The sequence below is a fragment of the Rhodococcus sp. KRD162 genome, assembly GCF_017168335.1.
In the GTDB taxonomy this organism is placed as follows: domain Bacteria; phylum Actinomycetota; class Actinomycetes; order Mycobacteriales; family Mycobacteriaceae; genus Rhodococcoides.
In genome coordinates this window covers 12798-33535 of the sequence record NZ_JABFAU010000033.1, presented here as the reverse complement: position 1 = coordinate 33535, position 20738 = coordinate 12798, and the positions used below count along the sequence as shown (strand labels likewise).

The window sequence follows — 20738 nt, the reverse complement described above, 5'->3', positions numbered from 1 at the left end:
TCGTCGGTCGATCCCTGAACGCGTGACGGTCGCCGTGGCTGGAGACTGGGACAGCACCATCGACTGGGCGCGCCGCTGCATCGAAACGGTCGCCGGGCAAGGCATCCACACACTGCTGCACCTCGGAGACTTCGGACTGTCGCCTTCCCCCGCAGGTCAGGCGTTCCTCGCCGCCGTCGATGAGGCTTGTCTCGAGCATGATGTCACGATCTACGTCACCCCCGGCAATCACGAGAACTGGCCAGCGATACTGACCGCCCCCGTAGCCGAACGGAACGAGATCGGACTGGTGGCGTGGTTCGGTGAACGCATCGCTGTCCTTCCGCGAGGGCATCGATTCACTCTCGGGGACAGTACATTTGTCTCTCTCGGAGGTGCGCCGTCGATCGATTACGAATTTCGGGTCAGCGGAGTCGACTGGTGGCCCGAAGAAATGATCACCCAAGACGATGTCGCGGCTGTGGTGGCCGGAGGCCACGCTGAGATCATGCTCGCCCACGACGCCCCTGACGCTCCGTGGCAGACGGACAAGGTCGCGGCGGTCTGTGCGAACAACCCGGGCGGATGGCCCGCAAAGGTGCGCGCCTACGCAACGAGCGGACGGCGACGGCTCACCGAGGCATTCTTGGCCGTCGAACCAGAGTTGTACCTGCACGGCCACTATCACCTTGCCGACCGCAAACACCTCAAACTCCCGAGCCGCGGAAGATCCTGCAACATGGTCGCACTCGACTGCGAGTGGACCCCAGGCAACCTGCAGTTCCTTGATCTGACGACCTTGTCGCTGACCAGCCACTAAACGAATCGCCCGACTGCGCACACGGAGGATGATCGCGTCGGTCGTACCTGGGCGGCGTATCGCGAGAGAGAACAAAGGGCGCGATTCGGGACTTGGCGCTGAGGTGAGGACTAGTTGCCCGCCGGACCCGTGTTTGAGTGTGTGTAGTCACCTCAGGTGTTGTCGGTGAAGGCGAGGTTCATTCCCGAAGTTCCCTTTCGGTCTGTTCACCACGCCGGGTCGCCTCCAGGCTCTGCATCAGACGCCTCGCATTTGCAGGCGATGACAGCAGATACGCAGTCTCGACCAACGAGTCGTAGTCCGCCTTGGCGAGCAGTACCGCGTTCCCCTTCTCCGACTCGATCACGATGACGGCGTGGTCCTCGTTAACCCGTGCGATGAGTGAGAGCAGGGACTTCCTGGCCTCGGTGGCGGTGATCGCTGACATATGTCTTGTCCGATCTGTTTACGAAACTGCCGGTTGCCCTCCGGCGGCGGACCGGGACTGCCCGATGTAATTGGCATACCCGGGTAGTACGAAAACGGTACATGCCCCATCGGTGCATCGGGATCCATGTGCTGAAGCGAGATGCGGGCCGATTGCCCGCGCGACACTCTCGACGCTAAGAGGCGGGAGATCGTCCAACGACATGTTCTCGGACGAATCAACCCTACGGATCAGGCATGCACGATGCAGCTCCCTCCACGAACGGAGACTTCTGGGGCACAATGGTTTCTATGTCCGGCACCAACATTGACGAGGGAACCGACGGCTCGGAGCCTGAGCAAGAGGACCGATACGAGCCAGAGAGTGCCCGAATGAACGTAGATCTGGCGCAATCCAAGTGGGAATCGATGGTGGAGAGCGGTGAGATCCAGCTGGCCGATCCGAATGCCGCGCTCGATTGGCCGATTCCCACGCTCAAACTTCCAGACGGCGTGACCTCTGATTCCATCCTCGACGACATGCGAGGTGATCACTGATGGAGGACGGGCAAGGTCGAGGGGACGGAGCTTTCTCAGACTCCGACAACTGGTTTGAAGGAGACGATGACCGCCCCACTCGGTGGGAATCGCGTGAAACGGAGTTCCGTCGCGATCTACTCTCCGACGTAGAGACAGTCGATGCCGAAGAGGTCCATGCAATTCTCTCCAGCGACGACCCCCGTGGCTTGGCGACACTCTGCGCGGAGGGACAGTTGATCGTGTTGAGGGGCGCCGGTGTGGATCGCTATCCAGCCTTTCAATTCGACCGAAAGCGCAGCGAAATCGTTGACGTCGCCGCCTATGCGAACGCGAAGGTCGGGGCGGCGACTGACCCGTGGGGCGCCGCCGATTGGTGGCGCACCCCGAGCCGCGTACTAGGCGACCGGTCTCCGATGGACGTGCTCACTGAGGACGAACTTACGCGCGCACACATCGACTCGATCGGAAAGTACGAACTCGATTGAGCTAGAGTATCTTTCGCGCTCCAGCTAGCGGGAGGCGCCAGGGCCGTATCGGTCGATCATCCCGACAAGCCATTCGACGCCGACCGGATTCGCGCTGTGGACGCGGATGGTGCCGGGCCAGACTCGCGTTTCACACATCCACAACACGATCGGGCGGGTGGTGTCTTCACCGCCGAGATCGTGATCGAGCGAAAGCTCCACTACGTACTTGTCGTCGAGTATCTGGATAGCCTCCGCGCTGGTCTTCGCCCACCGCCATCCCTCGGGCGCCGGACGTAGATCGTCGACCCACAACCGCACAGGGTCGGCGCGCTCCCACGGGTCGATTAATCCTCGGTAGGCGTCGCGCGCCGATTGCAGCTCTTCTGCCCAGCTGGGATCGGCTGGGGTATCGACAGCAGCCATCGCGTCAGCCATATCGACCCAGTTCACCGGCGGGGAATTGCGTTCGTCGTTCGGCATCGTCGTGTTTTGCCTTTCAGTCGAGCCCGAACCGCAAGATCGCAGGCCCGGGGACTGGGGGGATTCGCCGACCCGCATATGCCGCCAGCTGCTCGTCGGTGGCGGGCCCGAAATCGAATGCGCGCTGGCCTCGATCGGTGTGGACGTCGGTGACCCTAGCGACATGCACCACCCAGCCCCCAATTGCGGCCACAAACGCCGCGCCCTTCACTTGTTCTGCGTCACGGACGTTCCACCATTTCCCGATGGACTCAGGCAGTAAGTCCTCGGGTAGCCGGGCATGCCAACCGAGGAAGCGATTTTGATCAGCGCACCATCGGGCCGGGGCCACCCGCACGTTCAGTGCAGGGACGGTTGTATCCGCCCACTCATGCTGGCGTGCTGCGAGAACGGCGAGGTCGGCCTCCGCCATCATCAAATCTGTTTTCCCCCGAAACGAAGGGCCACCCACCTCTGCCGCCACCAGACGGTTGGCGACTGCGCGCGAGACGGTCAGTCGTTCGGCGACAATCGCGACGCTTGCCAGTCGGCGCGGTTCCAGCATTTCGGGGGAGATCATGTCTTGATGTTACCGCCGGAGTGCACTTAGGCAGGCCGGAGCATGTGTACTATCGAGCCATGAACGAATTCGCGAAGAGCCAGCGCATCCACGACCGCGGCGTAGCGCTCTTTCTTTCCCGCGCCGCGCACGCCGGATACAGTGCCCGTCAAATGGACGACGGGCTCGTCAACCTCGAAGGCAAAATCGTGCACGTGCAAGTGGCCTGCCAGAGTGACGGATTCACAGCACTGAACCCCCAGGTGTGGGTCGTCGACGGCATCGCCCAGGTGCGACTCGGAGTAGACGATGGAGGGCCCGCGTCACGGGAGCACACCGAGATCGTCGTCATCGACCCGACGGACGCATGGGCTCAGGTCCCCGGCAATCCGATCCTTCAGGCCGGATGGGACAAGTACCACTGGCCGCGTCGAACCCGCGCCCTGGAGGAGGTCCTGACCCCGCACACCGCGTCCGAGATCCGCGACCTCACCGACATCCTCGCGGCCGTATAGCTGGCGCCGCCCCACTTACTCCTGAGGAGCAGTGCGCCCCAGATGTGCAGCATCGACAGCGGGAAGGACCATCTTGAACACTCAAGTGCTTCCACACGCGTTGGAAGACGCCCACAAAGTCTTGGGCGGTCTCGTCGGCCGTGCGGTCGGAATGCCTGCACAAAAGCCAGTGCGAGTGGGCGCGGAAAGAACCCGAAATAAGTACCGCGACAGTGTCATCGAGTCCATAGAGCTGCTTCACGATGCACTCGAGCGACCACTCTCGGCGGATACAGTCGGGTATCGCGACCAGATTGCCCGAGCGCTCATCGACTCGGGCGGATACTTCTGGTCAAAATTGGCGGATGACTACGACGGCCTGAGTGAGTACGGCCAACGATTCGCCCTGGAAAAGATGCGAATAGCTGCAGCCGGAGCGGCCGAAGCCATAATCAGTCTCGCTGATGAAATGAGCTGGTCCTGGATTGCCGCCGAGGTTCAACTCCTCGATTGGAGCGCCAACCGCGGACAGCGAGGCAGAATCGACCTGCTCGGATGGAATGCGGACGCAATTACGGTCGTTGACTTCAAAACGGCACGCAACATCCCAAGTGAAGCCCGACCCGGAGACGCTGATCAGCTCCGAAAGTACGCAGGTGACCTTCGGGTGGCTGCACCGCAGCACCGCTTCAAAGCCCGCGTCCTGTACGTCGACCACACTGGTCAGACCGAGACGTATCGCGTGAGCGTGAGAAAAGGGTCCATCTGAAAGCTGCAAGCATGCAATGGTTTCCAAGGATTCACTTCCTGTCCGCCGCCAAGAGGAGATTGACTCCTAGCAGGTTGGGGAGTGCTGCACGACAAGCGAGGTTGACCGCCACGATGATCGAACCTGACTCAAGCAGTTCCCCGGAAAGCATTGTGGCGATGGCGAAGTCGATAATTCTGGAACATGAAATGTTGGACGCCACTGAAGCGTCCTCGAAATGCGACCCATTTGACCACACCCATCGGGCGTTGCAAGCGAAAGTAGCTAGTTCCCAACTGATTCAACTTACCCACGCAGGCAAGTTCATCTATCCAGCATTTCAATTTCTTCTCAGTGGGGAGGGGGCTGCAGTGCTGGGGAAAGTCAACGTCGCGCTCGACGCCAAGGGCGACCCTTGGGCGGTGGCATCGTGGTGGTACTCGCCGAGTAGGTGGCTGGAGGATCTGGAAAAGCCATACAAAATGGTGAGCGATCCTGCTCGGTTGCACGAGGTCATTGCGCTCGCTGCCGGAGAAGTCGAAGACGATAGCCGCCCATAACGCCCTGAGGTTGCGTTGAGTCAATGGAAAGAGAGCCCCTCTTGTGAATTCCGATCCGTCAGATCCGCCGAATGACGCGCTGGCCCGGTTCATGAGCCGTCAGGAGGAGTACCTCGACAACAGAACGCCGATGTACACGGCCGAGGAGATCGCCACGCTGCGAGAAGCGGCTGGTGCCACAGACGCCCCATCGCTCGACGAAGAACGAGTCTCCGGTGTCGTCCTCGCGCAAAAGAACTCGGGTGGCGAATGGAGATACCCGCAATTCCAGTTTGAACCCAGCACCGGCACTGTCAAGCCCGTCGTAGCCTCGATAAATCAATCATTGCGCGAGGATGATCCGATCGGATGGTGGCTCCGCAGCTCGCGGGCGCTGTCCGCGCGCCCGATCGATGTGCTCGCCACTGGAAGGCTTGCCAAGTCCGCGGCTATGGACATACTGACAGCGGAATCGACCGCGGTAGCCGGAGCGTCAGGTTCGTCGCCTACGGTCGAGGTTCAATGGGTGCAGGACGCTCTACGGCTGCGGATCGGAGACGTCGAAACGACTGTGCCATGGAAAACGGGTTGGCGACTCCTGCTCGACCTCACCCTAGCGTTCGCCGACTCGGCTCACCGTCCCGTCCTGCCTGAATTCTGGCGAACCGTCAATCAAGATGCCGAACGTCGTTGTGACGAAACCACGGAACTCCAAAGTTCGTCGCTCGATCAACCTGTAGTCTATTGCGGCGAACTGGACACGCGCACTAGCGACATTATCTTGTCCAGTTTGGCCGGGGGATGGCAGAAAATGTGGCACCTACTTGGAGCTGACGTATTCCAGTTCGATGTTTTCTTCCTCGCCGTACCCCGCATCGAACGACGCTGAGTCCTCCCAACATAGAACCGTGATTCTCTTCTCCTGGGCAAAACATCGCTCCTCACGCACTCCCTGAACCCGAAGACCAACTCTGACAAAGCCGCTCCGTGAACAGTCCACGTGACAGTGCGCTGTGTGGCACCTGTGGGAGACGACAGAAAGGCACTACATGCTCTACAACGACGGCAACATCCGAAGGGTGATCTTCGGCGCCGACTTCGACGAATTCGTGGGCACCACAGAGGACGCTCTCCGCGACCTCGACTCAGCAGCTAAATTCACTCCTGAGCGGTGGACGGCGGAGTACATCGACGAGTGCGCCCCAGATTGCGAAACCGGTTCCGACGGGTACCGAATCCATACCTCTTGCCGCGTCGGTGAATACATGGTCGGCCCGACTGCGACACCCGCGCAGCTCGACGTCTACGAGCAGGTGTGCAAGCGACGGAGGTGGAGCGCTCACAATCCGGGGTCGGGGATGCGGCGGCATCTGCTTGAGCTCCTGATTCGCGGTCTCGTCGACTACGACGATTCCGACGAGGTCTTCACCGTCGTTCCGATCGCCGGTCGCTGACCTGCGTGAAGGTTCTGAGTGGGCCACGGCCGCGGGGAGCGTCCGGCGTGCCCGGACTTTGTCATCTGTTCGACTGAATTGGGGTGCATTCACCCACTCGTTAGGTGACCGCGGAGTTAGCGTGACCGTTCCTGAACGGTTGGTAGTGCGCACTCCGGCCGTCCTCGTCCGAGCGAGAGGATCCGACAATGAAGGTCAGTTTCCTGAAAAAGTTTGCAGCAGTGACGGCTTTGACGTTCTCCGCGGCCCTTGTCAATGTCCCGTCGGCATCGGCAGTCACCTGTCACGGCGACTACTGCTCCGGCGTCGACCCTCTGGCATCGGGATGCGCCAACGATGCATATACCGTCGACACCGGATATGTCTACGGCAGCGGCGGATCCGCGTGGGTGGAGATCCGGTGGTCGCCGACGTGCCAAACCAACTGGGCGCGTGCGAACGGTGTGACCAGCAACGTCAGGGCGGATCAGTTCGGGGGGTACTCGCAGGGATACAGCACCAACAACGGCGCCAATTCGTGGTCGCGGATGATCTATTCACCCGCCAAGTGCGTGAAAGCGGTCCGGTGGGGAGGCTGGGGCGTCACAGAAACAGCGTGCGTGTGAGACCGGGCATCACCCGTGGCCCCGAATCTCGCCGCGGCGAAGTCTGAATCGACACCCCGAGAACAAGTGTGGCCCTGCCCGATCATCCGGCGGGGCCACACTCGTGAGGAGACTGGGAAACGCTCACGAGCACAGACACATTAACTTCTCGGCACTCCCGCATCAGGAATACGAGATCACGTTCGAACGATGCGAGCAGCTCGGCGCCGTCCTTGAGCTGATCTCAACTGGTCTTTCATGGCAGGGCCGTCGTGATGACCAGAAGTAGTTGGGTCAGTTCGCAATCGCCGTTGGCAGGCTTGTGGGTGCGGACCTCCTCGACGGTATTCTCGGCGAGCGCAACCTGTTCGGCGGCGGTCTCCGCCACTTCTGCACGCCGATGTCGCGGTGGAGTCGGTCAGCCATCTCGCTGAGTGCACCCACGGTATAGACGATCGATCCGGAACTGTGGGCAAGATTGATGAGGTTCTTGAGGGATCCGGTTCCCTTCGCGCTTTCGGCCAGGTGAATTCTGTTTGGGGAGGATTCCATGCCTGGTGTCAGTACCGAGGATATGTGGTGACAAGTGCAGTGCGACAGGGGAAATTAAAGCGTCTACTGATGCGTCGTGCCCCGAACCGAGTATCAGTTCGGAGCACGACGGTCAGGACAGGCCTGCGGCTATGCGCTAGACGGCTTCTCCGTGAAACCGAGCATCAAAGGGGGTAGGGCTTCAGGGGTACCCAGGTACAACGAATGAAACGGGTCGTACTGCTCCATATCGGGGTCCGGGGTGCCGTCGGGTCGATCGAGTGCGACCATCGGGCAGGCGTACAAGTCGGCGAGCGACTGTCCGTAGTTCGGTCCGTCGATCTTGAACCAGAACCTCGGATACAGCGACGGGATCTTGTCACTGGCTTGGTTCTTGTACTCCGTCAATGCGATCTCGACTTCACTTCCGGGAGCGTAGTTCAGGATGCCAGGAGTGTAGCTGCGGAAGGCCTGGAATTCGACGATCCGGCTGTTGTCGTCGTCATCGACCAACGACACGATTCCTCTTCCGTGATCGTGTTTTCCAATGGATTCGACGATTCGTTGTGCTTCCTCGTGGCGAGCATACGAGGGCGCGATCGTGGACACCATCTCCCGATCGTTCGCGCGTCCGAGCGCGACACGTACGCTGAAGTTATCGAGCATGGATGAGGGAATGCTGCGCGGAGACGGGTCCTGGGTTGTCACGATCAGGTGCACTTTGAATTCGCGGCCGGTGCGCAGGATGAGTTGGATATCTGAATCCAAATCCCAGGCGTTACCGTATCGGTGCTTGACTTCCGTACGCATCCTTCCGAAGTCGTCGAGTACGAGCAACAGCGGAGGGCACCGGAAGGGGGTACGTTCACCCGCCTTCCTGCGAGAGATGGCGTCGGACTGTCGGGCGCGCAATTCGTCGGCGACCATCCTCACCATCCGCACGTGCTCGGCGGCGTGAAGGGATATCGCGCAGATGCCCGCCTGCTGTCGCAGTGCTTGATAGCTGCTGCCGGGGCTGTCGCCGATGAAGATCATCCATCCTGCAGTGCGGCACGACTCGATCACACTCAGGGCGAGGACAGTTTTGCCCCGTCCAGTCCCGCCGAACACCACTGCGTGGGGATTCTTGGCGAGGTCGACCTCGACGATGTCACCGGATTCGTCGATCCCGAGTGGCATCCTGAAGTCGCGGTACATCTCGCGGGCTTCGTCGATGCTCGACGGGATCTGCGCGGGGATCGGCAGTGTGGCAATGGCCGGGAATCGAGCGGCGGTAGGCTCCGGAGCCTGTGCGGCGATGTGTTTCTGGGCGGTGACGTACTTTTCGCCGGTCTCTGCCGCATATGCGCGGGCCTTCTTCTTCATTGCGGTGTTCTCTCGCATGAGTTCTTGAACCTCCATGTGTCAGTTGTGCATCCGGTTCCGTGCCCACCTGGATGCGCTGCACATACAGGGGTCGTTTCTCACGCGAGTCCGAGACCCTTGCCCTCCAAAGAATCGTCCGGCACGGGAACGAATTCAACGGGGAACGGCTCGCGTGGTGAGCCGTGTACAACGAAACTATCTGTGGCGCAGCAAGTCCGCAACCCCATCGCAAGGGGCTCCAGGAGGTGAGGGTCCCATGCTTTGCGACCGTTCCGGGGTTTGTGATGAAACGTGCAGCGCGACAGAGGAAGAGGAGGGCTCAGACTGATGTGTCGTGCTCCGAACCGAGTATCAGTTCGGGGCACGACATCGCGGCGAGGGCTGAGCTAGATCGATCAGTTCTTCGTGAAGCCGAGCATCAAAGGCGGTAGGGCTTCAGGGGTACCCAGGTACAACGAATGAAACGGGTCGCACTGCTCCATATCGGGGTCCGGGGTGCCGTCGGGTCGATCGAGTGCGACCATCGGGCAGGCGTACAAGTCGGCGAGCGACTGTCCGTAGTTCGGTCCGTCGATCTTGAACCAGAACCTCGGATACAGCGACGGGATCTTGTCACTGGCTTGGTTCTTGTACTCCGTCAATGCCACTTCGATTGCACTTCCCGGGACGCAGTGCCGGATGCCGCGGGTGTAGTTGAGGAAGGCTTGGAATTCGGCGATCCGGCTGTTGTGGTCGTCATCGACCAACGACACCATCCCTCTTCCGTGATCGTGTTTTCCAATGGATTCGACGATTCGTTGTGCTTCCTCGTGGCGATCAGACGAGGGCACGATCGTGGGCACCACCGGCCGATCGTCCGCGGGCCCGAGCGCGATACGAGCACTGATGTGGTCGAGCAAATTCGAGGGAAAGGTGCTCAGAGACGGGTCCTGGGTTGTCACGATCAGGTGCACTTTGAACTCGCGGCCGATACGCAGGATGAGCAGAATATCTGAAACCAACTCGAAGGCACTACCGAATTGGTCCTTGACTGCCGCAAGCATCCGTCCGAAGTCGTCGAGTACGAGCAACAGCGGAGGGCACCGGAAGGGGTTACGTTCACCCGCCTTCCTGCGAGAGATGGCGTCGGACTTTCGGGCGCGTAATTCGTCGGCGACCATCCTCACCATCCGCACGTGCTCGGCTGTACGAAGGGATATCGCGCAGATGCCCGCCTGCTGTCGCAGTGACTGATAATCGTTGGCGCACCCGCCGCCGATGAAGATCATCCATCCTGCAGTGCGGCACGACTCGATCACACTCAGGGCGAGGACAGTTTTGCCGCTTCCAGGCCCGCCGAACAACACTGCGTGGGGATTCTTGGCGAGGTCGACCTCGACGATGTCACCGGATTCGTCGATTCCGAGTGGCATCCTGAAGTCGCGGTACATTTCGCGGGCTTCGTCGATGCTCGACGGGATCTGCGCGGGGATCGGCAGTGTGGCTATGGCCGGGAATCGAGCGGCGGTAGGTTCCGGAGCCTTTGCGGCGATGTGTTTCTGGGCGGTGACGTACTTTTCGCCGGTCTCTGCCGCATATGCGCGGGCCTTCTTCTTCATTGCGGTGTTCTCTCGCATGAGTTCTTGAACCTCCATGTGTCAGTTGTGCATCCGGTTCCGTGCCCACCTGGATGCGCTGCACATACAGGGGTCGTTTCTCACGCGAGTCCGAGACCCTTGCCCTCCAAAGAATCGTCCGGCACGGGAACGGATTCAACGGGGAACGGCCCGCGTGGTGAGCCGTATACCGATGAAACTATCTGGCGCGCAGCAACTCCGCAACACCATCTGACGGGATAGTCGGTGTCGCGGTCGATCTGGGACAGGAAACGACAACGCGCCCCGAACCTGTTCGGTTCGGGGCGCGCGCTGGGCCAGTTGGATCAGTGTGCGTCGAGGGCGTCGAGCAGCATCGGACGAGACTTGGCCAACTCGTCCTGCCAGTAACCCCAACTGTGCGTACCTGCGGCAGGGAAACTGAACTGCGCAGGGATGCCGAGAGTGTCGAGGCGGATCTGGAAGGCGCGGGTCTGCGCGAGGGACAGTGCCTCCAACGCCATGGCGCTGGCGTTGTTGACGTGTCCGACAATGCCCTTGGGCTGGTCGTGCTGTCCCGGAAGGCCGCTCGCGGCGGAGACGTAGATCGGCAGCCCCTTGAGGGTGGGTGCGAACACGAACGGATCGTTGCGCAGCCAACCGTTGCCCCACGGCGGACCCCACATCGCGTCGACGTTGAAGCGGCCCGCGTCGAGCATCGCGACTCGGATGGCTTCACGCATCGCCGGGGCGGACAGGTTCAGATACCCGGAATACGCTGCTGCGGCTTTGAACTGGTCGCGGTGATGCGCTGCCAGGGACAGGGCGGCGCTACCGCCCATGGACAGTCCCAGGACCGCGTTGTTGGTGCGGGAGACACCGCGCGTCGCGAGGTAGTCGGGGAGGTCCTCGGTGAGGAACGTTTCCCACTTGTACGTCACGCCTTGGCGGTTGAAGTTCGACGGTGCGAGCCAATCGGTGTAGAAACTCGACTCACCGCCGACCGGCATCACCAAAGTGACGTCGTCGTCGGCGAACTGGCGCGCGGCGTCGGTTTCGAGGGTCCAGCCGTTGACGTCGTCGCGGGCGCGGAGGCCGTCGAGCAAATACAACGCTGCGTCGCCGCCGCGCGCTGCCCACTGGATCTGAACCTTCACCGGCCCCATCTCGGAGGGGACGAAGACTTCTTCGTATCCTCCGGCAGGTGCGCGATGGTTCGCCGGTGCGGCTGTAGCGGTACCGGCCGCGCCGAACGCGATTGCTCCGGCGAGAACGGTGGCACCGATGCGCATGGCGGTTCGCCGCATGCGGTGCGTGGTGTGTTTGTGCACAGTGATTCCTTTACCTGTCGGTCAGCAGTTGCTGGTCGGGGTGACGCCTTCGAAGCGGTCAGTGAGGAACGAGATGGCGCCGGGAAGACCAACCACGGCCGCGGAGAGGTGGTCCGGACTCCACACCGATTCGGACTGGACCGGGACACCGGCATCGCAGTAGCGGCGCATGGTGGAGGTGATCGCGTCGACGGGGATCAGGACGTCGTCGTTGGCGTGCCATTCGTAGATGGGTGCGTTCGGAACGGAGGGGAGCGCTTCGACGCTGTTGTCGGCGAAGACGGCCTGGATCGAGGGGTCGTCGAGCAGGGCGGTTCCGTTGATGGTGTCTGCGACGGCGGCGATGCTGCGGCCTGCGCCGCCCGCGATGATGTCGTTGGTGCAAGCGTTGGCGATCGAATCGCGCAGGGCGACGCCCTCGGGATTGAGGTGTTCGCTGACGGGCATCTGCTGCGGGTACTCACGTTCGAGTCCCATTGCTGCGGCCATCGCCAACCCGAACACCGGGTGCGGCGAATCGCCGAGGCCCTTCGCCATTTTGCCGATGTTCAGCGGAGCGCCACCGAAGGCGCTGCCAGCGAGCTCGAGTTCCGGCGCGTACGTCGGTGCGAGCGCCGCGGCCATTGCAGTTGCCATGCCGCCGCCGGAGTAACCGGCCAACCCGACAGGGCTGTCGGTCAGGGCCAGCGGCGTGTGGTTCTTGACAGCGCGGATCCCGTCGAGGGTGATCTGCCCACCCAGTCGAGCTGCTCCGTACGCGCTGGTCGGTCCCAGGTGATCGGGAATGGCGACGGACCAGCCCTGCTGCAGTGCGCCGTTGAGGGCGGGTGCTTCACGGATCATCAGGTTCGGGTCCGAGGTGTACAGAGCTTGTGACGGCGCGCACTGCAACCCGAGGGCGTTGACGATGTGCTGGAACGAGAGCACTGGGCGAGCGGGTGCGGCGCCGGTGGGGGAGAGAACCGTGGTCACTGCGGCGATGGGAGCGCCCTGTGAGTTCGTGGATCGAAACTTCAGCTGGACGGCGGTGGTGTCGAAGAACAACGCCGGTGGCGGGACGGGGCGGACGGCCAGTATTTCGCCGGGCGCCTTGTCGGCCAGGTCTGCCGGGGCGCTGTAGAAGCCGTCGGTCAATGCTGCCGGGTACACGATCGGTACCGCGCTGGCCGTCGGCGCGGTGACCGTGGCAACGGTGGTGGCGGCTGCCGCTGCGGCGAGGACGGCGCCGATCCTTCGGGCGTGTGGTCGGGCAGTACGGGGGCGCATGTGTCGCCTTTCATCGGGGGCTGCAACGACTGCTCCGAGCACGCGCGCGTGTTGCGGGCGAGATGCTATGGGTAGTCGAATGGGAAGGCGCACTGGTGTGGGCGCTCCTCAGGTTCGTGAAATAACTTTAACAACTATCGGATTCGTTTTGTCTGGGTCTGCATGGTGCCCGCGTTACCGGATCGCCTGATCATTGCTGGCAAATATTTTGTTACGACAGAGAGGGGGATGGATCACAGTCGCCGTCTGCGGGATCGCTGACCGCCTAGAGGTGATTTCGATCAGCGACCGAGAATATGCGCACTTCAGAGGCGGAATTGCCCTGTCGCCGTAGCGATGAGCAGGATAAGGGAATTGCACGGGGGAACGCTGCAGTGAACGCCGATGCTCTCGCGTGAACACGACCTGACACGACGACCGCGATCTGAGTTAGCTTGTTGTCACGCAATTTCCAGCACCCTGCCGCGTCATGCGGCACGGCGACGACGATCCAATTCCACTACACGCGAGGAGCACCAATGGCGATGGCAGCGAGCAGCAACGTCGGACCGTGGGTGGTGTCCGTCGACTGGCAGAATGCGCACGTCGAAGACACCCGCAACGGTGAAGTGTTCACGACACCGGTCACACGATCGGCAGACCGGTACGAACTCGGTGACGTATGGACGAACGGCCTTGCCGAGTGCACCGCCGACATACCCGCGAAGGTGAAATCGAAGGCCCGCGCCCTGGTCGCGACACTCGGATGAGCCCGCGCACGCGGCGGGGAAGGCACACCGACAGGCAGGAGCGAGTGTGATCTCCCATAACAACAAAACGGCCCTCGAAGTCGGCACACGCGTGCGGCACCGTGGCCAGCAGTACCCGGAAGCGATCGCGCGCGGGACCGCGACCATCGTCGAGGTCGTCAAACAGCACGCAGCGGACGGCACGTGGGAATACCTCGTCGAGACCGACTCCGGTGAGATCAAGTCCTGGAACATCGTCGACACCCCGATCAGCTGAGTGGAGCCAGGCCCGAGTCCCGCAGCTGCCCCGCGCATTCCAGAGACGCGCCGCAGGGGCCGTCAGTCAACGCACCCCGAATGAATGTCCGCCCCGTGCACCGATGGGCGAAGCGAATCGCTACTGCCACCTCATCGTGAAGGTCGACCAATTCGAAGGTCTGCACTACGTGGCATCCATCCCGCCCGTCACCGAGCTGCCGCCAACCTGCTCCTGCGGCTTCACCCGCGTGGAATACAGCGGCGAGTGGACCGAACTCAGACGGCACATCGAAGACCGGGGTGAATTCGGATCCCTCGACCCGACCCCCCGCGATCAATAGTCAATCGAGAAACCCACCCGCAGAACGAAACAGACACCAGGAAAGAAACTGTGACCGAACAAGCCGACGAACAAATGGCCCACAACACCGACAGATCCGGCGCCGGAACCGTGCCGGTCATCGGCTACCCACAACCCGGGGACGAACACAACTGGCACGTCGCAACCGCGGAGGAGATCGACGCCTACACCACCTACTGGAACAACCAGCCGGACTAGCTGCGCAGACGCTCACGCGAAAGTCGGTGAGACCGCACCCATGCCCCGGGCACGGGCAAGCGTCACGAGACATGAGGATCGTCCGTGCCGCAGCAACTTTCGCACCCCGACCATATGTGACCGAAGTGTCATATCGTCAGGGATATGCGCGAGTGGCGCACGCCCACACACACGTAAAGCGAAAGGGCACAGAACATGCCGAAATCAGCCCCACAGCCGACGCCGTCTGACAGTGAACTCGCCGACTACGACCCTAATACCTGCGACGCGCCGGACTGCGAGAACTCCCTCGACGACGGAGAAGGGTACGACGGGTACTGCGGCGCCCACGCCGACCAACGCGAAACCTCAGGCGCACAAAGCGCGTAGTCAACTCAGCCCCGCCCAGCACCTCGGCGAAGGTGCCACGTATCCAACACAGCACAGCGAAACCGCACAGAACTTCGCCATGCTGACCAACACACAGATCGACACACAGATCGAGACTGGCAGGAGAAAGTCCATGGCATTCGAAGTGCCGAAATTGACCGACCGCCAACAAGAGGTCATCAGCCATTGGCAGTCCTTCAACGTGCCAGGTCAATGGCTGATCGGACAGCCCGACAAAGACGGTGTCGTCGAAGCAATCATGAAGGGCGAGAACATCGAATGGTCATTGACCATCGAACCGTTCGGCGAGTCCGCCGAATCCTCCCGTGAACCCGGCGGCACGTGGGTGGACGGAATCACCGTATAGCGGCCGACCTGAGTGTTCGTAGCCACCGGGGTGCCCGGGGTCGCCCGGAATCAGCCACAGTGACACAGCGATACAGCGATACAGCGAATCCGGTGAACGGCGCCACCATCGCGAAACGACAACGCCCACTGCGGCGTACAGCGCCGACGACGCGCATCGACCAGAATCAACAGGAGACCCGACATGGCATTCGACATATCAGCGCTCAATCCCAAGCAACAGGAAGTTGTCGCCTTCTGGCAGGGGTACAACGTGCCGGGGGAGTGGCGACTCGGAGCGACCGACGAACGCGGCGCGACTGAAGTATTCATGAAGGGCGACGGCTTCGAATGGTCAATCTTGATCGAACCGAACGGTGAGATGGCCACCCAAGAGCGACGAGACGGCGGGGAGTGGGAAACCGGCATCGAGATCTGACGACAGCCCCGATTGCTGAACCGGTCGCGGGGATTCCACAGCACCGCAACCGGAGAATCGTCTCACCGTTCCCTGACCTGATACCGAGGAGCACCCCCACTATGTCCGATCTCTTCGCCACCGACCCCACCGGCCGACGTCATGCCCAGCAGAACGGCAACCCGTCGAACCCAGCGTCGCTGCAATTCCTGTTCGACGACTGGTATTACGGCAACAAGAACGTCAGTCCTGAGCAGCTGTCGGCGCTGTGCAACCTTCCCACCGAGACCATCCAGTCCGCCCTCGACAAAGCCTTCGAACAGGCCGAGGACGACGTGTGGAAGGTGCTCAACGGGATCCGCGACAAGGCCACGGCCGCGCTCCTCGCAGAGGTCGGCGATCACTGATCGTCCGTCCTGGCACTAGGACGCAGAACGCATACGTGCGTCAGTCCCGCAGCAACATTAAGGGCCGTATCCAACAGAAGGAAGGTACCGAAACAGAGTTCTACGCCACTACGGATGGCATCCAATTTCGAGTCTTCAACTGAGCTATCGGCGGAATCCTGGCCGTTCAGGGCCGGGAGGAAGCTGATCGGTGTTTCGGTCATTTTCTGTTCGCGGGCGGCCCTGGGAATCTGGTCGCTTCTGGTTGGTGATGTACTCGGCGATGATCGACAACGGTGCACCGCCAGCTGAAGCAACGAAGTTCGAGGGCGACCAAAAGTGGTTGCACCAAAGGTATTTGCGGATATGTTCCGGGAACTCTTGCCGCAGGCGGCGGGCAGAGACCCCTTTGAGGCTGTTGACCAATGTGGAGAGCTGAACGGTCGGTGGATAGTGAATCAGAAGGTGTACGTGGTCGGCTTCGCCGTTGAACTCGGTGAGCGTTGCGCCGAACTTGTCGCACACCTCTGCCATGATCGTTTCGCATCTTGTCAGCATCGGATCTGTGAAAGCTCCTCGGCGATATTTGGTGACAAAGACCAAGTGCGCGTGGAGGTTGTACACAACGCTACGACCCCGTCGTACATTGGGGTCTGATGTCCATCGGGGTGACATAGACCAACTGTGGCGTTGAGTAGCGGAGAGGTGGTGAGTGCGGGTTGAAACGGATTGTCGTGGTCAAGCTCGTGCCCACTGCCGAGCAGTTCGCGGCGCTCGAATCGACGATGGTGTTGTGCAATGACGTTGCCAACGAGGTTGCAGGGTTTGCGCAGTTGATGAAGCTGCAGTCGCGTCGGGCGTTGCAGGTTGCGATGTACCCGATGGTGAAGGCGCGGGGATTGTCGGCGCAGCCGTCGTTGCATGTTCTGCGGAAAGTTGCCGACGCGTACGCCACCCGGGCGGCGAACCTGAAAGCCGGGAACTACGGCCAGTCAGGTTCGAAACGGTATGCCGCGGTGTCTGATACCGCGGTGCGGTTCCGGCCGCTGGCGGCGCAACCGTTCGACGATCGGTGCTTGTCGTGGCAACTCGATTCGTCGACTGTGTCGATCTGGACGGTGTCGGGCCGAATGAGGGGTCTGCGGTTCGTGTGCGCCCCCTGGCAGCGGAAACTCCTCGCAGACCGCAAAGGCGAATCCGACCTCGTCTACCGCGACGGCCAGTTCTACCTGTATGCCACCGTCGATCAACCGGCACCCTCGCCGGTTGTGCCGGTGAAGGATCCGGTCGACGGGTGGTTGGGCGTGGATCTGGGGATCGTGAACCTGGCGGTCACCACCGATGACGACCCGAAGAGCCTTGACGTCCGGTGGTCCGGAGGCGCTGTCACCGCTCGCCGGAAAAAGAACCAGGTCATGCGGACCGCTCTGCAGAAGGTCGGCACCAAGTCCGCGAAGCGGAAGTTGAAGGCACGGCGACGGAAGGAACAACGGTTCGCCACCGACATCAATCACCAATTGTCGAAAACAATTGTTGCTCAGGCGCAACGCACCGCCCGTGGTATCGCGATAGAAGATCTGTCGGGTATCCGCGATCGGGTACGGCTGGCCAAGAAACAACGAGCACAGGTACACAGCTGGGCCTACGCCCAACTGCGGGACTTCCTCACCTACAAGGCAGAGATGGTGGGTGTTCCGGTGCAGGTGATCAACCCGCGCAACACCTCCCGCACCTGCTCGCAGTGCGGGTTCTGCGATGTGAAGAATCGCCGCAGTCAAGCTCGGTTCGAATGCCGCGATTGTGGGTGGGCCGCGCACGCGGACCACAATGCTGCCCGCAACATCGCCGCACTCGGACACGAAAAGTATTGGGCCGCTCAATCAACCGTGCCTAAAGCAGCCACCGCTCTAGCATCCAGCTAGGTCGGTGAGCAGCAAACCTGGTCCTTCAGGGCCGGGTAGTTGATTGTCCGTAAACCCAACGGGCGCAGTCACAAAATTGACGGTGACACAGTCGACGGTGAGTCCGTCACCTCGTGCGGACTGGAACTGACAGAGGAGTTCACTGCCGCCGAGAACGGCATCACATTCACGGCATGCGGCGAGGCGATCAGGAAGTCTATTGCAGCAGTCGACGCAGCGAAGTGAGCATCGCCGTCACACAACGCAATCCGACACAGAGACGCCGAACGCCGCTACGATTGCCGGTAGTCGTTGGGATGCAACGCTATTAACGGCCAACGCATCAGCATGCCGGGACGCTACCGTTCCCGGCAACTCACAGACCGACCCGACACGCGGGCGGTCCTCGACGCATCAACAAAGGGAAAGAACATGAGCAACACCAAGACATTCACCGTCAACGGCGTCAAGGGAGACGGTGGCGCATCGACCACCCTGTACGACGCCACCTGCGACGGAACCGGCATCGTGATCGCCGCACTGACCGGCCAGTTCAAAACCGGGGAGACCTACACATCGATCCTGACCGAAACGCCACACCAGTACAACGGCGTGGACGTCGACTTCCTCGCGGCACCCACCTTCTAGCAACAGTCGACTGGATTGGCGTTTCTCCCGTACTCGGGGCGGGATGGGCCGGTCACATCGCTCTGCGATGCGACCGGCCCGCAATTCGTTGTAATCGCAACATGATTCGAGTGACATCATTGCAGCCAGACTCGCACCGAAACGGTTGTCCCGCTGTAGGATCCGAGAATGGACAAGCGACAGGCGCTGCGCGAACTGCAGGCATGGATCGAGCAGTTGGACCGAGAATTTCAAACCTCAGGCGGGCTGGTCGATCGGACCAACTTGGTGGCCGCGAGAGATTGCGCACTCCTGACTCGCGTAGCGTTGGACGCCGGTGCCACCGAGCGCGACATCGACGCGATCTTCGACCGACTCAAAGCCAAGAAGGTCGCGCAGGCGCTGACCACCAGCTGACCGAGGATCGGCCGATGACCAACCACGACAACCGGATCCAACTTCCCATCGGGACACGAATCTTCAGCAAAGACGAACGCTACCCCGAAGCGCGGTGGGAAGGGACCGCGACCATCACCGAAGTCGTCCGTCAGTGCACGGACGGTACCTGGGAATACCGAGTCCGCGGCGACGATGGCGACACCCGCGTTGTCAACATCGTGGGCATTCCCGTCAGCGAGGAGACACGAAAGTTCTTCGACGACTACGCCCGCGGGATGCTCGACTGAAGTCTGAAATCGGTTGCGTTCGGCACTGTCCGACCTCCCTGCGGCCAGCGCACTCGAAGAGTGGCCTCCACTGCATCATTCGAGCGGAGGCCATGTTCATTGCCCCGGCCGGATCGGTGCGGCGTGCGGGCACACTGTGTTGCCGATCGCCGTGTCCGCAAACGGTGAACCAAACATGGTGAGCCCTGTCGTCTCGGCAAAAGTGGGATTGACATAGTGTCGGCCGTAAGAGTTACCTGGACCTACGGGGTGCGTTGTAGCCGTGCAGGTTTGGGTGAGCGATCAGGGCGCCGCGCACGCTACGTTCACGCTCGAATCGGCTGCGACTTCCTCAACGGTCAAAGGTGAGGGCAGCCACGACCAACGAGTGAGGATGCGCGCGATGAAAGCCATGTACAACCGTGAGACGAAGAACCTGTGGATCCAACACGACGACGGGTCAGTTGACGAGCTGGGCACCGCAGCAACCAAGCTGATCGCGTACGACAAGGTCGCCGAAGCCGGATACATACGCAGCACCGACTGGCGACTATGCGGGGATGGAATGCCATTTCGGGAGATGGTGATTACGCCGAAACCTACTCAGTGACCGACAGGTGTCTCGTTGACCACGTGCCGCGTGAGCGGCGCGGCGACGTGGAACGATGACGACGAGCGCCGTCATCTACGCCACAATTCAGTGATAAACGGATAGGAGTGCAGGATGCATTACGACCACCAAGCGATCATGGACGCGGGCGAGGATATCGGGGAGGGCTGGAAAAAGGCAGTCATCACGCTCGCGGAGGGCGACTCGGCCTACTCGGGCGTCTCCTCGAAGTGGGACTACTCGGGGCCAGGCGTCGTGGTGTACCGAATGCACCCGTCCGGCTGGGAGATCTCACCATCCGACGAGGTCGGACGGCTCTACCTCTGACTGCGCTGCTGGCGGGCGGTAGTTGAACTGCCACCCGCAGCCAGCGGCAAGAATCGAGCACCACCCAGATTTAGTGTGGGTAGTGCTCGATTCGCTTGTCTGAGAGCCTATTTTCTGTTGACTGTCCCGTGAAGTGGACTTTCGTCGATATGTTCGAGCGTCCGGATGCCCTCCACTGCAGACATTTCAGTCGCCTTCGATCGTGACGGGCTGATCTGGCCAGAGCCAGACCGTGTAGTTGGCTCCGTCCCGGCTGACGAGCATGTTGATCGTGTCGCGCTCGACGTCGTAGTTGTCGGCCCCGTCGTGATGGGCTTTGTGGGGTCTGTCGAGGGTGATGACGGTGAACGTGTGTCCGCCGAGCCATTCTGCTGGCGGCGTGAAGACGTCGCCGACCACGAGGTCTTCGGCGTTCTTGATGGTGGACATA

At 61.4% G+C, this 20738-nt stretch carries 32 protein-coding genes; 22 read left to right on the top strand and 10 right to left on the bottom strand.

The features are described from left to right. The first annotated feature begins 22 nt into the window (after positions 1-22). Positions 23-799 (top strand): metallophosphoesterase, encoded by a 777-nt coding sequence (locus tag J1M87_RS24750; RefSeq protein ID WP_206492408.1) that lies wholly within the window; start codon positions 23-25, stop codon positions 797-799. Positions 800-977: 178 nt separating this feature from the next. Here J1M87_RS24750 and J1M87_RS24745 read toward each other — a convergent pair whose 3' ends face one another. Then, positions 978-1226 carry a type II toxin-antitoxin system Phd/YefM family antitoxin gene (locus J1M87_RS24745; RefSeq protein ID WP_206492407.1) on the bottom strand — a complete coding sequence of 83 codons (249 nt, stop codon included), beginning with the start codon at positions 1224-1226 and terminating at the stop codon, positions 978-980. A 371-nt stretch (positions 1227-1597) separates the two neighbouring features. Here J1M87_RS24745 and J1M87_RS24740 point away from each other — a divergent pair, with 371 nt between their 5' ends. Together J1M87_RS24740 and J1M87_RS24735 are read left to right on the top strand one after the other, a co-directional pair. Then, on the top strand, positions 1598-1762 hold the full coding sequence (locus tag J1M87_RS24740) for a hypothetical protein (RefSeq protein ID WP_206492406.1): 165 nt from the start codon (positions 1598-1600) through the stop codon (positions 1760-1762). After that, positions 1762-2229, top strand: coding sequence for a hypothetical protein (locus J1M87_RS24735; protein ID WP_206492405.1), 468 nt, complete (start codon positions 1762-1764; stop codon positions 2227-2229). The genes J1M87_RS24740 and J1M87_RS24735 overlap by 1 nt, the downstream gene beginning before the upstream one ends. A gap of 24 nt (positions 2230-2253) precedes the next feature. Here the strand turns inward: J1M87_RS24735 and J1M87_RS28875 are convergent, their stop codons facing one another. Next, a complete protein-coding gene (locus J1M87_RS28875; protein ID WP_241257441.1) occupies positions 2254-2691 on the bottom strand; it encodes a cyclic-phosphate processing receiver domain-containing protein in 438 nt (145 codons plus the stop codon). A 16-nt stretch (positions 2692-2707) separates the two neighbouring features. After that, a complete protein-coding gene (locus J1M87_RS24725) occupies positions 2708-3250 on the bottom strand; it encodes a hypothetical protein (RefSeq protein WP_206492404.1) in 543 nt (180 codons plus the stop codon). Positions 3251-3309: 59 nt separating this feature from the next. Here J1M87_RS24725 and J1M87_RS24720 point away from each other — a divergent pair, with 59 nt between their 5' ends. The 6 genes from J1M87_RS24720 (at position 3310) to J1M87_RS24695 (ending at position 7069) form a co-directional block, all read left to right on the top strand. Beyond that, positions 3310-3744, top strand: a complete 435-nt coding sequence (locus J1M87_RS24720; protein WP_206492403.1) for a hypothetical protein — start codon at positions 3310-3312, stop codon at positions 3742-3744. Between the two features lie 151 nt (positions 3745-3895). Beyond that, positions 3896-4492 (top strand): PD-(D/E)XK nuclease family protein, encoded by a 597-nt coding sequence (locus J1M87_RS29510; RefSeq protein ID WP_374222421.1) that lies wholly within the window; start codon positions 3896-3898, stop codon positions 4490-4492. Positions 4493-4605: 113 nt separating this feature from the next. Further along, entirely contained in the window at positions 4606-5031 is a 426-nt protein-coding gene (locus J1M87_RS24710; RefSeq protein ID WP_206492401.1) for a hypothetical protein, read from the top strand. 43 nt (positions 5032-5074) lie between these two features. After that, a complete protein-coding gene (locus J1M87_RS24705) occupies positions 5075-5899 on the top strand; it encodes a hypothetical protein (protein WP_206492400.1) in 825 nt (274 codons plus the stop codon). A 160-nt stretch (positions 5900-6059) separates the two neighbouring features. Next, entirely contained in the window at positions 6060-6464 is a 405-nt protein-coding gene (locus tag J1M87_RS24700) for a hypothetical protein (protein ID WP_206492399.1), read from the top strand. A 188-nt stretch (positions 6465-6652) separates the two neighbouring features. Beyond that, positions 6653-7069: a DUF2690 domain-containing protein gene (locus J1M87_RS24695; RefSeq protein WP_206492398.1), complete on the top strand. Its 417-nt coding sequence runs from the start codon at positions 6653-6655 to the stop codon at positions 7067-7069. Positions 7070-7304: 235 nt separating this feature from the next. On the opposite strand, the gene J1M87_RS29155 is transcribed toward J1M87_RS24695, so the two are convergent. The 5 genes from J1M87_RS29155 to J1M87_RS24675 form a co-directional block, all read right to left on the bottom strand. Beyond that, on the bottom strand, positions 7305-7436 hold the full coding sequence (locus tag J1M87_RS29155) for a hypothetical protein (protein ID WP_274611087.1): 132 nt from the start codon (positions 7434-7436) through the stop codon (positions 7305-7307). A 293-nt stretch (positions 7437-7729) separates the two neighbouring features. Continuing rightward, positions 7730-8980, bottom strand: coding sequence for an FtsK/SpoIIIE domain-containing protein (locus J1M87_RS24690; RefSeq protein WP_206492397.1), 1251 nt, complete (start codon positions 8978-8980; stop codon positions 7730-7732). Positions 8981-9339: 359 nt separating this feature from the next. Further along, positions 9340-10578: a hypothetical protein gene (locus tag J1M87_RS24685; RefSeq protein WP_206492396.1), complete on the bottom strand. Its 1239-nt coding sequence runs from the start codon at positions 10576-10578 to the stop codon at positions 9340-9342. A 287-nt stretch (positions 10579-10865) separates the two neighbouring features. After that, the gene (locus J1M87_RS24680; RefSeq protein WP_118605523.1) at positions 10866-11825 is read right to left on the bottom strand and encodes an alpha/beta hydrolase family protein; all 960 of its coding nucleotides are present in this window, start codon (positions 11823-11825) and stop codon (positions 10866-10868) included. A gap of 45 nt (positions 11826-11870) precedes the next feature. Further along, a complete protein-coding gene (locus J1M87_RS24675) occupies positions 11871-13115 on the bottom strand; it encodes a lipase family protein (protein WP_206492395.1) in 1245 nt (414 codons plus the stop codon). Positions 13116-13633: 518 nt separating this feature from the next. On the opposite strand from J1M87_RS24675, the gene J1M87_RS24670 reads away from it, so the two are divergent. From J1M87_RS24670 to J1M87_RS24640, 7 genes are all read left to right on the top strand, one after another. Then, entirely contained in the window at positions 13634-13864 is a 231-nt protein-coding gene (locus J1M87_RS24670; protein ID WP_206492394.1) for a hypothetical protein, read from the top strand. A gap of 46 nt (positions 13865-13910) precedes the next feature. Further along, on the top strand, positions 13911-14120 hold the full coding sequence (locus tag J1M87_RS24665; protein ID WP_206492393.1) for a hypothetical protein: 210 nt from the start codon (positions 13911-13913) through the stop codon (positions 14118-14120). A 103-nt stretch (positions 14121-14223) separates the two neighbouring features. Continuing rightward, complete coding sequence (locus J1M87_RS24660; protein WP_206492392.1) at positions 14224-14442, top strand: hypothetical protein; 219 nt, start codon at positions 14224-14226, stop codon at positions 14440-14442. Between the two features lie 50 nt (positions 14443-14492). Further along, positions 14493-14660, top strand: coding sequence for a hypothetical protein (locus J1M87_RS24655; RefSeq protein ID WP_206492391.1), 168 nt, complete (start codon positions 14493-14495; stop codon positions 14658-14660). A 502-nt stretch (positions 14661-15162) separates the two neighbouring features. Beyond that, complete coding sequence (locus tag J1M87_RS24650) at positions 15163-15396, top strand: hypothetical protein (protein ID WP_147343808.1); 234 nt, start codon at positions 15163-15165, stop codon at positions 15394-15396. A gap of 183 nt (positions 15397-15579) precedes the next feature. Then, positions 15580-15813 (top strand): hypothetical protein, encoded by a 234-nt coding sequence (locus tag J1M87_RS24645; protein WP_097388318.1) that lies wholly within the window; start codon positions 15580-15582, stop codon positions 15811-15813. A gap of 101 nt (positions 15814-15914) precedes the next feature. After that, the gene (locus J1M87_RS24640) at positions 15915-16199 is read left to right on the top strand and encodes a hypothetical protein (protein WP_206492390.1); all 285 of its coding nucleotides are present in this window, start codon (positions 15915-15917) and stop codon (positions 16197-16199) included. A 144-nt stretch (positions 16200-16343) separates the two neighbouring features. Here the strand turns inward: J1M87_RS24640 and tnpA are convergent, their stop codons facing one another. Next, positions 16344-16853: an IS200/IS605 family transposase gene (tnpA, locus tag J1M87_RS24635; protein ID WP_241257439.1), complete on the bottom strand. Its 510-nt coding sequence runs from the start codon at positions 16851-16853 to the stop codon at positions 16344-16346. Positions 16854-16912: 59 nt separating this feature from the next. Here tnpA and J1M87_RS24630 point away from each other — a divergent pair, with 59 nt between their 5' ends. The 6 genes from J1M87_RS24630 to J1M87_RS24605 all read left to right on the top strand — a co-directional run bounded on the left by J1M87_RS24630 (position 16913) and on the right by J1M87_RS24605 (position 20308). Beyond that, the gene (locus J1M87_RS24630; protein WP_374222420.1) at positions 16913-18100 is read left to right on the top strand and encodes an RNA-guided endonuclease InsQ/TnpB family protein; all 1188 of its coding nucleotides are present in this window, start codon (positions 16913-16915) and stop codon (positions 18098-18100) included. Between the two features lie 411 nt (positions 18101-18511). Next, a complete protein-coding gene (locus J1M87_RS24625; RefSeq protein ID WP_206492388.1) occupies positions 18512-18727 on the top strand; it encodes a hypothetical protein in 216 nt (71 codons plus the stop codon). Positions 18728-18895: 168 nt separating this feature from the next. Then, positions 18896-19123 carry a hypothetical protein gene (locus J1M87_RS24620; RefSeq protein ID WP_206492387.1) on the top strand — a complete coding sequence of 76 codons (228 nt, stop codon included), beginning with the start codon at positions 18896-18898 and terminating at the stop codon, positions 19121-19123. 14 nt (positions 19124-19137) lie between these two features. Next, a complete protein-coding gene (locus J1M87_RS24615; RefSeq protein ID WP_206492386.1) occupies positions 19138-19392 on the top strand; it encodes a hypothetical protein in 255 nt (84 codons plus the stop codon). Positions 19393-19765: 373 nt separating this feature from the next. Beyond that, the gene (locus tag J1M87_RS24610; RefSeq protein ID WP_206492385.1) at positions 19766-19981 is read left to right on the top strand and encodes a hypothetical protein; all 216 of its coding nucleotides are present in this window, start codon (positions 19766-19768) and stop codon (positions 19979-19981) included. 114 nt (positions 19982-20095) lie between these two features. After that, the gene (locus tag J1M87_RS24605; RefSeq protein WP_206492384.1) at positions 20096-20308 is read left to right on the top strand and encodes a hypothetical protein; all 213 of its coding nucleotides are present in this window, start codon (positions 20096-20098) and stop codon (positions 20306-20308) included. 186 nt (positions 20309-20494) lie between these two features. On the opposite strand, the gene J1M87_RS24600 is transcribed toward J1M87_RS24605, so the two are convergent. Continuing rightward, on the bottom strand, positions 20495-20737 hold the full coding sequence (locus J1M87_RS24600) for a hypothetical protein (protein ID WP_206492383.1): 243 nt from the start codon (positions 20735-20737) through the stop codon (positions 20495-20497). Position 20738: the final 1 nt, after the last annotated feature.